The following is a 13,643-nucleotide window of genomic DNA, read 5'->3' as shown; positions in this document are numbered from 1 at the left end:
CAAGCGGATCCGTAGTTAGCCCCGCCCTTCGACCGCCGCACGCCAGGTGCTTGCATAATCCGTCAAGGCGGGGTCGACCGGCGGTTCTTGTCTCAAGCCCTTGCCATGCGCCTCAGCCTTGTCCGATGCCAGCAACGCGGCGCCGATGCTGGTGCCGGTCGCGGCTTCGGAGGCGACGACGCTTCTGGCGGTCGCCGCCGCCAGCATGCCGACAAAGAGCCGGTTGCGGGCGAAAGGGCCTTCGACAATGGTCGGGCCGTCGGCGCCGATCAGATCGAGGCAGGTCGCCGACATCAGCGCCAGATAGAAAGAGATGGCGGCAAAGCGCTGGCCGCTATTCATGCCGTCAGCGTTGAGCCACGCCGCCGCATGATGCGGGAACGGTCCCGACCCCTGTTGTGTCGATGGCAGCAGCAGCGTCCTTTTTGCCAGCACGGCCCCGACATCGTCTTCGGTCGAGTTCTCCGGCTGATCATCCGTCAGCACGGAAAATTCGCGGCCGCCCATGAAGCGCGCCGATGGCACGGGATCGCCCAGCGCGTTGACGTTGACCAGCGTATCACGCGCCGGGTCGAGCGCCACCGATCTGCCGCTGACCGACATCGACACCACCCAGGTGCCGGTCGAGACGACGCTGAAAGGCGGCGCGTCGGCGAGAAGATGCGGCAGCAGCGAGGCGTTGGAATCGTGCAGGCCGCAGAACACGGGCGTCTGCGGATCGAGCCCCGTTCGCTCGGCAAGCGCCGGCAGGAGCGGGCCGAGCCGGTCCCTTGCCGGCCGCACCGGCGCCATCAACGCGCGCCAACCGAGGCGGTCGATCATTGCCGAAAAATCCGCTTTCCACGGGTTCCACAGATCGGTGTGGCAGCCGAGCGAGGTCACCTCGTTGGCGGCGATGCCGGTCAGCCGCAGCGCCCAATATTGGGGATACATCAACATCGCCGTTGCCCTGGCGAATTCCGTCGGAAAGCGCTTCTGCTGCCAGAAGAATTGCGCGCCGAGATTGAGGCCGAGCGGCAGCCGCGGCGTGCCGGTTTCAGCGAAGGGCGGACGGATCGCGTCATACTCGGCCGCGAGTTCCTCGGGGCCGTCGAATTCGTAGTCGAGCACGGGCAACACCAGTTCGCCGGAGGCCTCAACCAGAGCGCCCGTCGCGCCATGGGTAGTGATCGAAACGGCGTCGATGGTCTGTTCGCGGTTGAGATCGGCAAGACTGTCGAGGATGAAGGCCCACAGCGCCTCGACGTCGTGATGCGGGTAGCGGGCTTGCCGCACCGGCGCGTTCGCCACTCGGCGCAGCGAGACCTCGCGCAGCGTGGCGAGGTCGACCAGCGCCACCTTGGCGTTGGTCTTGCCGATGTCGATGACGGCGATGTGGCGCGGGGCACTCATGCCATGTGGAACATGGTTTCCAGGGGCACGGCCACCGGCTCATTGTCAGGCCTGGTCTCCATGAGGTCGGCCATGTCTGCCCACCAGCGCTGCATCACCGGATGCTTCGGCAGGTCGGCCATGCCATGGTCGTCCCGCCGCCACAGCACGCCGAACAGGATGTTGGTCTCCTCGTCGAGATGGATGGAATAGTCGGAAACCCCGGCCTGCTTCAACAGCGCGACCAGCGATGGCCATATCTCGTCGTGACGCTTCTTGTATTCCGCCTTCATGCCGGGCTTGAGCATCATCTTGAACGCGTATTTTTCGGCCATCAGTGTCCCCCGCGCAGCCGCCGCCAGACGATCGGCAGCGCGATGACGATGATCAGGAGCAGGCCGATGAAGATCGACATGACGATGCCGGGCACGTTGAGCAGGCCGAGCCCGAAGGTCACCAGCCCCATGATGAAGGCGGCGAGCACGACGCCGACAATGCTGCCTGCGCCGCCAAGGATGCTGACGCCGCCAAGCACCACCATGGTGATGACTTCCAGCTCATAGCCCTGCGCGATCGAGGGACGGGTCGAACCGAGCCGGGAGGTGATCAGCACAGAGGCGATGCCGGACATCAGCCCGGTCAGGCAGAACAGGATGAACTTGATGCGGCCGACACGCACGCCGGAAAACTGTGCCGCGACCGGATTGTTGCCGATGGCGAAGACGCGGCGGCCGAAACTCGTGCGGTGCAGCACGAACCAGTAGACGACGGCGGCGATGAGAAAGAGCACCAATTCGAACGACACCACCCACCGGACGTAACCCTGGCCGAAGAAGGCGAAGCTCTCGGGATAACCCTTGTAGGCCTGGTCGCCGAGGATGATGAAGGCGATGCCTCGAAACAGGCTCATCGTGCCGATGGTGACGACGATCGAGGGCAGGCCAAGCCTCGTGACCAGCAGGCCGTTGAAGGCGCCGCAGCCGAGCCCGACGACGATGCCGATCGCCACCAGCACCGGCGTTCCGGCGCCGGCCTGCACCGCCATGCCCATCATGGTCGAGGCCAGCGCGATGATGGCGGCGACCGACAGGTCGATCTCGCCCGAAATGATCAGCAGCGCCATGGCGAAGGCGATCAGGCCCTTCTCGGTGAAGTTGAAGGTCAGGTCCGACAGCGAATAGGGGTCGAGGAAATAGGGCGAGGCGAAGCTGTTGATGGCGAAGATGGCGAGGGCCACCACGACCAGCAGCGCTTCCCAGGAAAAGATCGCCGAACGAAACGGCTTGTCGAGCCGGTCCGGAATGTGGCGCGGGGCAGGGACGTCGCTCATGCCGCCTCCATTTTTCTCAGGATGATGCGGCCCTGCTGGCGTTCGCCGCGCGCGTTGAGCACGACGGCGAGGATGATGGCGCTGCCCGAAATCGCCATCTGCCAGAAGGGCGAGATGTTGATGACCGGCAGTGCGTTGGAGATGATGCCCAGGAACAGCGCCCCCAACACCGCGCCCCCGACCGAACCGATGCCGCCGGCAATCGAGATGCCGCCGATGACGCAAGCGGCGATGATGTTGAGCTCGTAGCCATTGGCGACCTCGACCGAGGCGATCACGTAGCGTGAGATCCAGAGATAGCCGGCGAGCCCGCCGATCATGCCGGAGATGCAGAAGACGATGAATTTCGTCCGCCCGACATCGATGCCGGCATAAACCGACGCCGTAGGATTGACGCCGATGGCATAGATCGAGCGGCCGAGCGCGGTGCGCGTCATCAGGATGAAGAACAGCGCGATGACCAGAATGGCGATCCAGGACAGCACCGGAATGCCGAGTAAGGCCGCGCGTTGGAAGCCGATGAACTCGGGGCTCATCTTGTCGGCATTGACCCAGGCGCCGCCGGAGATGACGAAGGTGGCGCCGCGATAGATGGTCAGCGTGCCCAATGTCACCACGATCGAGGGGATGTTCAGCCGCCACACCAGAAGGCCGTTGATGGCGCCGAGCACCAGGCCGACGACCAGGGCAATGACGATCAGCAGCGGGATCGGGATCGCCGGGTGAGCGGCGTTCAGCATCGCCACCACCATGCCGGTGAAGCAGAGGTTCGATGCCATCGACAGGTCGATCGAACGGGTCAGGATGACCACCATCTGCCCGAGCGCCAGGATCATCAGGATCGAGGTGTCGTTGAACACCTGGCGCAAATTGCCGGGGTCGGCGAAGGCGGGAAAACGCGTCGAGATCAGCCCGATCAGCACGACGATGGCCGCCAGCAACCAGATTTCGCGATATTTCAGCAAAGTTTTCATGCCGCGATCCCCGCCGCCGTCCGGACCAGCGTCTCGGCGTCCAGTCCGTTGTTGTCGTAGACGGCCGCGACAAGGCCCTCGCGCATGACGACGACGCGGTCGGACATGCCGAGGATTTCGGGCAGCTCCGACGACACCATGATAACCGACAGGCCTTGCGCCACCAGCTCGGCCATGAAGCCGTGCACGGCGGCTTTGGAGCCGATGTCGATGCCCTTGGTCGGCTCGTCCAGGATGATGACTTTGGGGGCGGTCGCCAGCCATTTGGCAATCACGACCTTCTGCTGGTTGCCGCCCGACAGCGTGCCGACATCCTGGCTGAGCGAGGAGGCCCTGAGGTCGAGCCGCTCGGTGTAGGAGCGGGCGAGCGAAAACTCCTCCGCCAGCCGCAGCACGCCGGATTTGGAGGTGCGTGCCAGCGACGGGAGAGAAACATTCTGGAAGATGGGCAGGCCGATCACCACGCCTTGCTTGCCGCGCTCCTCGGGCACGTAGACGATGCCGGCCTCGATCGAATCCGCCGCCGATTTCGGCGCGATCGTCTTGCCGTCCAGCGTGATCGTGCCGCCGGAGGTGCGGGTGATCCCTGAAATCGCCTGCATCACCTCGCTGCGGCCGGCGCCGACAAGGCCGTAGAAGCCGAGAATCTCGCCCTTGTGCAGCTCGAAACCGATGTCGTTGAATTCGGTGGGGTGCGACAGGCCGGAGACCGACAGCACCGGCGCGCCGATCTCGGCCTTGCGCTGTGGAAAGATGTGATCGACCGCACGGCCCACCATCATGCGCACGATCTGGCTCTGGGCGGCATCCTTGATCAGCCCTTCGCCGACCATCTCGCCGTCGCGGAACACGGTGTAGCGGTCGGCGATGCGGTAGATCTCGTCGAACTTGTGGCTGATGAACAGGATCGCCTTGCCTTCGCTCTTGAGGAACTCGATCAGCAAAAAGAGCTCTTCGATCTCCTTCATCGAAAGGGCGGCCGTCGGTTCGTCCATGATGACGATCCGCGCGTCGATCGACATGGCCCGCGCCACGGCAACGAGATGCTTGTTGGCAATGCCGAGGTCCTTCAGCCTTGCATCGGCGTCGATATGGCGGGCATGCATGGTGTCGAGCACTTCGCGCGCATTTCTGCGCATGGTGCGCCAGTCGATGGTGCCAAAGCGGGTGCGCGGCGCATGGCCGAGAAAGATGTTTTCGGCGACCGTCAGATCGTCGAACAGCACGGTTTCCTGATGGATGGCGGTAACGCCGTGGCCGAAGGCGGCGTGCGCGCTGGGCAGGGTGACGTCCTGCCCGTCTATGCTGATCGTGCCCGCATCGGGCTGGTAGATGCCGGTCATGATCTTGACCAGCGTCGACTTGCCGGCGCCGTTCTCGCCGATCAGCGCCGTCACCTGGCCCGGATAGAGCGAGAGGCTGACATTGTGCAGCGCGCGCACGCCGGGAAAGCTCTTCGAGATGCCGGACAGCGTCAGGCGTGGCGTGGAGGCCTGGGGCCCATCCTTCACCGTGCCGTGTTGGGCTGTCGTGTCCATGGTCGTATCAAGCCCTGAAACAAGGTGCGTTTGAAGTTGCGGCGGGGCGTGAACCCCGCCGCGTCAGCTTGAAGCTCCGGATCAGTAGATCTTGGAGAACTTCTCGATGTTGGTCTTGTCGAACTGGAAGGGCGGAGCCATCGCAGCCGAATTGGTGTCGTCGAGCGTGACCTTGCCGACGCGGCCGATCGACAGCGTCGCACCGGGCTTGGCCTCTTCCTTCTTCACCGCCAGATCGTGGGCGAGGTAGACGGCGGAGTAACCGAGATCGATCGGGTTCCAAAGAGCCACGGCCTGTGAAGCGCCGTTGTCGATGAACTTCTTGAACTCCGACGGCAGCGCGAGGCCGGTGACGTTGACCTTGCCGATCAGCTTCTCATCGGTGACGACCTGGGCAGCGGCGACGACGCCGACGGTGGTCGGCGCGATGATCGCCTTCAGGTTCGGATAGGACTTCAAGAGGCCCTTGGCTTCGTCGGTGCTCTTGGCCGAATCGTCGTCGCCATAGACGGTGGCGACGAGCTTGATCTTCGGGAATTTCTCCGGCAGCACCTTCTTGGCCGCGTCGATCCAGGCATTCTGGTTGGTCGCGGTCGAGGAGGCCGACAGGATGGCGACGTCGCCGCCCTCCGGCAAATAGTCGGCGGCGAGCTTGATGATGGTCTCGCCGATCAGGCCGGTGTCGGACGGGTTCAGGTGAAGCTGGCGGCCTTCCTTGGCGACGCCCGAATCCCAGGAGATGACGGTGATGCCGCGCTCCATGGCCTTCTTCAGCACCGGCACCAGCGCGTCGGCGTCATTGGCCGAGATGGCGATGGCGTTGACCTTTTGCGCGATCAGTGAATTGACCACCTCGATTTGCGCTTCGGCGGTCGCCTTGGTCGGGCCGGTGTAGATGATGTCGACATCGCCCAGTTCCTTGGCCGCCTCTTCGGCGCCCTTGTTGGCGGCATCGAAGAAGCCGTTGCCGAGCGACTTCACCACCAGCGCGATCTTGACGTTCTCGGCATAGGCGGCATTCACGACCATGGCGGCGGAAAAGGCCGCCGTAACCATCAGTTTCTTCAGAAAGCTCATCGAATATTCCTCCCTTGAGCGTTGCATTCCATCGCCGCTGCGGGCGTGAGGGTGTCTCAGGCTTGCAGCGAAGATTCTTCCTTTGCCGACTTGCGGGCGACGATCAGCGTTACCCCCGCTGTTTCGAGCATCTTTGCCTCGCGGTCCTCGATGCCGTCGTCGGTGATGACGGTGGCGATGCGCGACAGGCCGCACAGGATCAGGCTGGAGCGTTTGCGGAATTTCGAGGAATCGACCAGCACCACCAGCTCGTCGGCCTGGTCGATCAACTTCTGCTCCGCCTGGATCAACAGCGGATCGCCTTCCATCAGGCCGAGCGGCCCGAGCCCCTGGGCGCCCATGAACATGCGGCGCGCGTAGAAATTGCGCGTCACGTCATTGTCGAAGGGCGACAGGATGATGTTCTGCTCGCGGTAGATGGTGCCGCCGGACAGCATCACCGTGTTCTTGGAGTGCTTGAGCAGGCTTTCGGCGATCGGGAAGGAATTGGTGAAGATCGGCATGCGGCGGCCGGTCAGGAAATGCACCATCTGGAAGGTGGTGGTGCCGCCGTTGATGATGATCGGCTCGCCGTCCTTGCAGAGCTCCACCGCTTCCCGCGCTATCGCCCGCTCCTGCGCGGCGTTGAGCGTCTCGTTGACGGAAAAAGGCCGGCCGGCAAGGCCGATGAACTGTGGCGGCGTGATCGCCTCGGCGCCGCCGCGCACCCGGCGCAGTCGCTTTTGCACGTGCAGGGCCGCGATATCGCGCCGGATCGTCGCCTCGGACGACTCCGTCAGGTCGACCATTTCCTGCACCGTCACCACAGGCTTTTCCTGGACGGCGGACAGAATGATCCTGTGGCGCTCTTTTTCGTGCATGGTTCCTCCCTGCATGGCCATCTGGCATTAGAAATCGCGCAGTGTCAATCATTTCCGATCATATAATTTCATTGTGCAGTGCAATATGATTGATGTTGATCGTTTGTGATTGACAAAGCCCCGCCTTGCGTAGACATTCCCGACGAAAAGAGGAGCGCACCGTCCGCGCTTCAAGGGAGGATTACCCATGCTCGACAAGCGCTCCGGCTCGCGCCTCGCCAATCTTTGGGATGATGCGAAGGTAAGGGGGATGAGCGATCCCGAGCTTCTGGTCTATCGTTCGAACACGCTCGGCTCCGACAAGCGTGTCACCAATTACGGCGGCGGCAACACATCGTCGAAAATCCGGCAACAGGATCCGCTCACCGGACAGGACGTGGAAGTGCTGTGGGTGAAGGGCTCCGGCGGCGACAGCGCTTCGATCAAGCTTGATGGTTTTGCCACGCTCTACATGGACAAATTGCGAGCCCTCAAAGGCCTTTATCGCGGCGTCGAGCATGAAGACGAGATGGTGGGTTATCTGCCCCACTGCACCTTCAATCTCAATCCGCGCGCGGCCTCGATCGACACGCCGCTGCATGCCTACGTGCCGAAGCCCTATGTCGATCACATGCATCCCGACGCCATCATCGCCATCGCTGCCGCCAAAGATTCCAAGGCCCTGACGAAGGAAATCTTCGGCGACGCCATAGGCTGGCTGCCGTGGAAGCGGCCGGGCTTCGAACTTGGCCTGTGGCTGGAGAAATTCTGCCTCGACCATCCAGCCGCCAAGGGCGTCATCCTGGAAAGCCACGGCCTGTTCACATGGGGCGACAGCCCGAAGGAATGCTACGAAACGACGATCTCGGTGATCAACCAGGCGATCGAGTGGTTCGAGCGGCGTTCCGAGGGTGTCGCCATTTTCGGTGGCGAAGCGGTCAAGTCGCTCGACCCCGCCGAACGCCGCGCCATCGCCGCGAAGCTGATGCCGAGGATCCGCGGCCTGATCTCGGAAAAGAGCCATAAGCTCGGCCATTTCGACGATTCCGCCGCCGTGCTCGAATTCGTCAATTCCAGGGATCTGCGCCCGCTGGCGGCACTCGGCACCTCATGCCCGGACCATTTCCTGCGCACCAAGATCCGGCCGCTGGTCATCGAGTTCGATCCGGCCAAGCCCGATGTCGATGCCGTCATCGCGCGGCTGGCCGACGACATTGCCGAATACCGCGTAGGCTACCAGGCCTATTATGACAGCTGCAAGCATGCGGACTCGCCCGCCATCCGCGATCCCAATGCCGTGGTCTATCTGATGCCCGGCGTCGGCATGTTCACCTTCGCCGGCGACAAGGCCACGGCGCGCATTTCGGGGGAGTTCTACGTCAACGCCATCAACGTCATGCGTGGCGCCTCGACCGTCTCCTCCTATGTCGGCCTGCCTGCGCAGGAAGCCTTCGACATCGAATACTGGCTGCTCGAGGATCTGAAGCTGCAGCGCATGCCGAAGCCCAAGGCTCTTGCCGGCAAGATCGCGCTCGTCACTGGCGGCGCGGGCGGCATCGGCCGCGCGACGGCGAGCCGGCTGCTGCGCGAAGGCACCTGCGTGGTGCTCGCCGACATCGACGAGACAGCACTTGCCAGCGCCAACGACGAACTGGCCAAGGCCTATGGCAAGGATTTTGTCCGCCCCGTGGTCATCAACGTCACGTCGGAGGATCAGGTCGTCGCCGGCTTTGCCGAAACGGCGGTCGAGTTCGGCGGCATTGATATTCTGGTCTCCAACGCGGGCCTCGCCTCCTCGGCGCCGATCGAGGACACGACGCTGGCGCTGTGGAACAAGAACATGGACATCCTGTCGACGGGATATTTCCTGGTCTCGCGGGAAGCGTTCCGGCTGTTCAGGGTGCAGAAGATCGGCGGCAACGTCGTTTTCGTCGCCTCCAAGAACGGCCTTGCCGCCTCGCCGAACGCTGCCGCCTATTGCACCGCCAAGGCCGCCGAGATTCATCTCGCCCGCTGCTTGGCGCTTGAGGGCGCGGAGGCGCAGATCAGGGTCAACGTCGTCAATCCGGACGCCGTACTGCGCGGTTCCAAGATCTGGTCCGGCGAGTGGAAGGAACAGCGCGCCGCCGCCTACAAGATGTCGACCGACGACCTCGAGGAACATTACCGCTCGCGCTCGATGCTGAAGCGCTCGGTGTTTCCCGAGGACATCGCCGAAGCGATCTATTTCTTCGCCTCCGACATGTCGGCCAAGTCGACCGGCAACATCGTCAATGTCGACGCCGGTAACGCGCAAAGCTTTACGCGCTAGGCCTTCCTTCTCCCCGTTCACGGGGAGAAGGTGCCGGCAGGCGGATGAGGGGCAGCGCCAGCCGAACGAAATCTGGGAGGAACAGCAGTGTCCGAAACCATCATCTCGGCTGACGTCGTCGAAAAAAACAACGCCGCGCGCAAGGCCGACCTCGAGCGTGACTACGCCTCGCTCGGCGAACGGCTCGACCGTCGCGGCATCGCCATCGACGCGATCCGAGACAAGGTCGAGAAATTCGCGGTGGCGATCCCCTCCTGGGGTGTCGGTACCGGCGGCACGCGCTTTGCCCGTTTCCCCGGCGCCGGCGAACCGCGCGACATCTTCGACAAGATCGAGGATTGCGCCGTCATCAAGCAATTGACGCAGGCGACACCGACGGTGTCGCTGCACATTCCCTGGGACAAGGCCGACCCGAACCGGCTGAAGCAGGCGGCCTCGCGTTTCGGCCTCGGCTTCGACGCCATGAACTCCAATACGTTCTCCGACGCCAGGGACCAAAAGCTGTCCTACAAATTCGGCTCGCTCTCGCATGCCGATGCCGGAACGCGCCGGCAAGCGGTCGAGCACAATCTTGAATGCATCGAGATCGGCAAGACGCTTGGGTCGAAGGCGCTGACGGTGTGGATCGGCGACGGCTCGAACTTCCCCGGCCAGGTCAACTTCGCCAAGGCGTTCGAGCGCTATCTCGATGCCATGAAAGAGGTCTATGTCGGGCTGCCCGCTGACTGGAAGCTGTTTACCGAACACAAGATATACGAGCCTGCCTTCTATTCCACCGTCGTGCAGGATTGGGGCACCAATTACATTATTGCCAAGGAACTCGGCGACAAGGCGTTCTGCCTGGTCGACCTCGGCCACCACGCGCCCAACGTCAACATCGAGATGATCGTGTCGCGGCTGATCCAGTTCAGGAAACTCGGCGGCTTCCACTTCAACGATTCGAAATATGGCGACGACGACCTCGATGCCGGTTCGATCGACCCCTACCGGCTGTTCCTGGTCTTCAACGAACTGGTCGACGCCGAACTGTCCGGCGCCGACGGCTTCGATCCGGCCCATATGCTCGACCAGAGCCACAACGTCACCGATCCGATCGAGAGCCTGATGCTGTCCGCGGTCGAGGTGCAGCGCGCCTACGCGCAGGCGCTGCTGGTCGACCGCAAGGCGCTTGAAGCTTTTCAGGACGGCAATGACGCGCTGATGGCAACGCAGACGCTAAAATCAGCCTACCGCACCGATGTCGAGCCGATCTTGGCCATGGCGCGGCTGAACACCGGCGGCGCCATCGATCCGGTCGCCGCTTACCGGGCGGCAGGCTACCGCGCCAAGGTCGCGGCGGAACGCCCGGCCGTTGCCGGCGGCAGCGGTGGCATTGTCTGAGGCCGAGCCCGCCCCTCATCCGGTCGCTTCGCGGCCACCTTCTCCCCGCTGGGGAGAAGAGACTGGCGCGAGCGCTGACAGCCTCCTCTCCACTAGACTAGGGAAGAGGTCGGATGGCAATCCGGGTGGGGCTCTTTCTCGTGCTCCCTCAATTGTTAGTGGACTCGATCACCCCAACACGGTTTCCTAGGCGTCCCCCGCCAGGAGCCTCGCCATGCATATCACTCGCCGCACGCTGATCGCCGTCAGCCTCTCCTTCACAATCGCTTTCGCGCCATGGGCGGCCGCCTTCGCCGCCTCGCCAGCGCCTGCCAAAGGCGAGAACGGCATGGTTGTCACCGCGCAGCATCTGGCGTCGGAGGTGGGCGTCGAAGTCCTGAAGAAGGGCGGCAACGCCGTCGATGCGGCGGTCGCCGTTGGTTATGCGCTCGCCGTCGTCTATCCCAATGCCGGCAATATCGGCGGCGGCGGCTTCATGACTGTCCGCTTCAAGGACGGCAAGTCGACCTTCCTCGATTTCCGCGAACGTGCGCCGCTGGCCGCGACCAAGACCATGTATCTCGACAAGGACGGCAAACCGGTGAAAGGCGCCAGCCTCGACGGCTACCTCGCCGTCGGCGTGCCGGGCTCCGTCGCCGGTTTCGAGATGGCGCGCGAAAAATACGGCACCTTGTCCCGGCAGGACCTCATGGCGCCGGCCATTCGCTATGCCAAGGACGGGTTCATCCTCAATCAGGGTGACGCCGCCTCGTTTGCCGGAGGTGCCGACAGGCTGGCGAAGGATCCCGCCGCGGCGGCCATATTCCTGAAGCCGGATGGCAAGCCCTATGGCATCGGCGAGCGGCTGGTCCAACCCGACCTAGCCGCGTCGCTCTCGGCGATTTCCGAAAAAGGCCCCGACGCCTTCTACAAGGGCGCCATCGCCGATGCCATCGTCAAGGCAAGCGGCGCCAAGGGCGGTATCCTGGCCAAGGGCGATTTCGAACAATATGCGGTGCGCGAGCTCAAGCCGGTGACCTGTTCCTATCGCGGCTACGAGATCATTTCCTCGCCGCCGCCCAGCTCCGGCGGCGTCATCATCTGTGAAATCCTCAACGTGCTGGAAGGCTATCCGCTGTCCTATCTTGGCGCCGGTTCGGCCGAGACCGTGCATGTCATGGTCGAGGCCATGCGCCACGCCTATGTCGACCGCAATTCGGCGCTCGGAGATCCCGATTTCGTCGACAATCCGGTCTCGAAACTGCTGGACAAGGCCTACGCCAAGGACATCCGCGACAAGATCGATCCGTTCCGGGCCGGCGTGTCTCAGGACCTGATGCCGAAGGGGTTCGGCGAGAGCAAGGAGACGACGCATTATTCGATCATCGACAAGGACGGCAACGCGGTCGCGGTCACCTACACGCTCAACGGCTCGTTTGGCGCCGGCGTCGTCGCCGACGGAACCGGTATCCTGCTCAACAACGAGATGGACGATTTCACCCAGAAGCCCGGCGTGCCCAACCTCTACGGCCTGGTCCAGGGCGAGGCCAACGCCATCCAGCCGAAGAAGACGCCGCTGTCGTCGATGAGCCCGACCGTGGTGGCCAAGGACGGCAAGCCGTTCATGGTCATCGGCAGCCCCGGCGGTTCGCGCATCATCACCATTACGCTGGAAGCCATCGTCAACGTCATCGACCACGGCATGAACATCCAGGAGGCGATCGACGCGCCGCGCATCCATCATCAATGGCTGCCCGACACGGTCTACATCGAGCCGTTCGGCCTGTCGCCGGACACCGAAAGGTTGCTGGCCGGCATGGGTTATCACCTCGATCTCAGCGACAAGACCTGGGGCCAGGCGGCGGGCATCCTGGTCGGCGGCAAGAGCCTTGCGGAAATCGGGAAGGGTGGCGGCGCGCGCTACAATGGCGCCATCGACAGCCGCGCCGCTTCCGGCGAGGCGCTCGGCTACTGATGGGACTGGCGCACTCCGCAAGCGCGTGAACCCGCGTCCGCAATCGCACCGAAAACGAAAAGACAGGGCGACCTGAGTTTCCGTGAAACGACCGCTCTAATTGACGATCAAGCCGTCACGAAATCAGCGTGACGGTGGATGCGATCAGCATCAGGGCCGCGATGCCGACGAACAGTGCGTAGATGCGCGGCCGGTCGAGCAGAAGCGCGTTTCCCGATATCCAGGCCGATGTGGCGCCGCCGAGCGCGAACAGGAAACCGTTGCGGTGGCCGAAGGTCATCGACGCGGCCATCAGCCCGCCTATGATCAGGGCGCCGAACACGATTATGACGGCGACCGCGTATCTCTCGAAGTCATTGCCGCTGCCCATCGCCGGACCGATCGCATTCAAATTCGGCAGGTCATCCGGATCGAAGGGGCTGGTCGACCCGTATTCGTCTTGACCGATGGATTCTCGCATCACTCGTTCTCCGCTGACCGGCAACAAACCATCAACACATGCCGAGCGCAACCCGATCGCGTGTTTCTCCCTACGTGTTGACCGCGATATCAAACCGTCCGGCAGGGCGCGCCATCCGTTTTGGCGGGTTCGGATCACCGCCGCAACGCCAGCGGTGTCTGCCCGAATGGCAACGGCCCGCCAACCTGCTTTTATATGGGCGTTTCTTCTGGAGAAAACATGATGGCGGAGTTGATTCGAGCTTCGACAGAAGCATTTTTACGCGACCGGAGCCGCGGCGCCAGGCGCGGCCGCGTAAAATTTTCAGCTCCGGGCGTCCGCTTGATGTTGAGCCAGGTGCGTTCCGCACTTGGGCGAGCGTCATGCTGGCGCTCGCGGGCTCATGATGAACCAGCTCGACCAAAGCGGC

The 13,643-nt window shown here is 63.3% G+C and carries 11 protein-coding genes; 3 read left to right on the top strand and 8 right to left on the bottom strand.

What is annotated here, in order from left to right; all coding sequences use genetic code 11:
• Positions 1–15: 15 nt before the first annotated feature.
• From FJ428_RS20385 to FJ428_RS20355, 7 genes are all read right to left on the bottom strand, one after another.
• Positions 16–1,392 carry an FGGY-family carbohydrate kinase gene (locus FJ428_RS20385; RefSeq protein ID WP_140880019.1) on the bottom strand — a complete coding sequence of 459 codons (1,377 nt, stop codon included), beginning with the start codon at positions 1,390–1,392 and terminating at the stop codon, positions 16–18.
• A complete protein-coding gene (rhaM, locus tag FJ428_RS20380) occupies positions 1,389–1,706 on the bottom strand; it encodes an L-rhamnose mutarotase (RefSeq protein WP_140496569.1) in 318 nt (105 codons plus the stop codon). The genes FJ428_RS20385 and rhaM overlap by 4 nt, the downstream gene beginning before the upstream one ends.
• The gene (locus FJ428_RS20375; RefSeq protein WP_140557654.1) at positions 1,706–2,701 is read right to left on the bottom strand and encodes an ABC transporter permease; all 996 of its coding nucleotides are present in this window, start codon (positions 2,699–2,701) and stop codon (positions 1,706–1,708) included. The genes rhaM and FJ428_RS20375 overlap by 1 nt, the downstream gene beginning before the upstream one ends.
• Complete coding sequence (locus tag FJ428_RS20370; RefSeq protein ID WP_140564780.1) at positions 2,698–3,675, bottom strand: ABC transporter permease; 978 nt, start codon at positions 3,673–3,675, stop codon at positions 2,698–2,700. Before FJ428_RS20370 ends, FJ428_RS20375 begins: the two co-directional genes overlap by 4 nt.
• Positions 3,672–5,213 (bottom strand): sugar ABC transporter ATP-binding protein, encoded by a 1,542-nt coding sequence (locus FJ428_RS20365; RefSeq protein ID WP_140564778.1) that lies wholly within the window; start codon positions 5,211–5,213, stop codon positions 3,672–3,674. Before FJ428_RS20365 ends, FJ428_RS20370 begins: the two co-directional genes overlap by 4 nt.
• 81 nt (positions 5,214–5,294) lie before the next feature.
• Positions 5,295–6,290, bottom strand: coding sequence for a rhamnose ABC transporter substrate-binding protein (gene rhaS / locus FJ428_RS20360; protein WP_140496561.1), 996 nt, complete (start codon positions 6,288–6,290; stop codon positions 5,295–5,297).
• A gap of 56 nt (positions 6,291–6,346) precedes the next feature.
• Positions 6,347–7,150: a DeoR/GlpR family DNA-binding transcription regulator gene (locus FJ428_RS20355; protein ID WP_140880018.1), complete on the bottom strand. Its 804-nt coding sequence runs from the start codon at positions 7,148–7,150 to the stop codon at positions 6,347–6,349.
• A 187-nt stretch (positions 7,151–7,337) separates the two neighbouring features.
• Here FJ428_RS20355 and FJ428_RS20350 point away from each other — a divergent pair, with 187 nt between their 5' ends.
• The 3 genes from FJ428_RS20350 (at position 7,338) to ggt (ending at position 12,774) form a co-directional block, all read left to right on the top strand.
• On the top strand, positions 7,338–9,440 hold the full coding sequence (locus FJ428_RS20350) for a bifunctional rhamnulose-1-phosphate aldolase/short-chain dehydrogenase (RefSeq protein WP_140880017.1): 2,103 nt from the start codon (positions 7,338–7,340) through the stop codon (positions 9,438–9,440).
• An 87-nt stretch (positions 9,441–9,527) separates the two neighbouring features.
• On the top strand, positions 9,528–10,820 hold the full coding sequence (gene rhaI / locus FJ428_RS20345; protein WP_140564775.1) for an L-rhamnose catabolism isomerase: 1,293 nt from the start codon (positions 9,528–9,530) through the stop codon (positions 10,818–10,820).
• A gap of 214 nt (positions 10,821–11,034) precedes the next feature.
• On the top strand, positions 11,035–12,774 hold the full coding sequence (gene ggt / locus FJ428_RS20340) for a gamma-glutamyltransferase (protein ID WP_140496553.1): 1,740 nt from the start codon (positions 11,035–11,037) through the stop codon (positions 12,772–12,774).
• Positions 12,775–12,889: 115 nt separating this feature from the next.
• Here the strand turns inward: ggt and FJ428_RS20335 are convergent, their stop codons facing one another.
• Positions 12,890–13,234 (bottom strand): hypothetical protein, encoded by a 345-nt coding sequence (locus FJ428_RS20335; protein ID WP_140496551.1) that lies wholly within the window; start codon positions 13,232–13,234, stop codon positions 12,890–12,892.
• Positions 13,235–13,643: the final 409 nt, after the last annotated feature.

It is taken from the genome of Mesorhizobium sp. B2-8-1 (assembly GCF_006440955.1).
Classification (GTDB): Bacteria; Pseudomonadota; Alphaproteobacteria; order Rhizobiales; family Rhizobiaceae; genus Mesorhizobium.
This window is presented reverse-complemented; position numbering and strand designations above follow the sequence as displayed.

Bases quoted from the DNA above. Each gene is read 5' to 3' on its own strand.
- FJ428_RS20355 (WP_140880018.1), bottom strand. From the start codon at position 7,150: ATGCACGAAAAAGAGCGCCACAGGATCATTCTGTCCGCCGTCCAGGAA.
- rhaS (WP_140496561.1), bottom strand. From the start codon at position 6,290: ATGAGCTTTCTGAAGAAACTGATGGTTACGGCGGCCTTTTCCGCCGCC.
- FJ428_RS20385 (WP_140880019.1), bottom strand. From the start codon at position 1,392: ATGAGTGCCCCGCGCCACATCGCCGTCATCGACATCGGCAAGACCAAC.
- rhaM (WP_140496569.1), bottom strand. From the start codon at position 1,706: ATGGCCGAAAAATACGCGTTCAAGATGATGCTCAAGCCCGGCATGAAG.
- FJ428_RS20370 (WP_140564780.1), bottom strand. From the start codon at position 3,675: ATGAAAACTTTGCTGAAATATCGCGAAATCTGGTTGCTGGCGGCCATC.
- ggt (WP_140496553.1), top strand. From the start codon at position 11,035: ATGCATATCACTCGCCGCACGCTGATCGCCGTCAGCCTCTCCTTCACA.
- FJ428_RS20335 (WP_140496551.1), bottom strand. From the start codon at position 13,234: ATGCGAGAATCCATCGGTCAAGACGAATACGGGTCGACCAGCCCCTTC.
- FJ428_RS20365 (WP_140564778.1), bottom strand. From the start codon at position 5,213: ATGGACACGACAGCCCAACACGGCACGGTGAAGGATGGGCCCCAGGCC.
- FJ428_RS20375 (WP_140557654.1), bottom strand. From the start codon at position 2,701: ATGAGCGACGTCCCTGCCCCGCGCCACATTCCGGACCGGCTCGACAAG.
- FJ428_RS20350 (WP_140880017.1), top strand. From the start codon at position 7,338: ATGCTCGACAAGCGCTCCGGCTCGCGCCTCGCCAATCTTTGGGATGAT.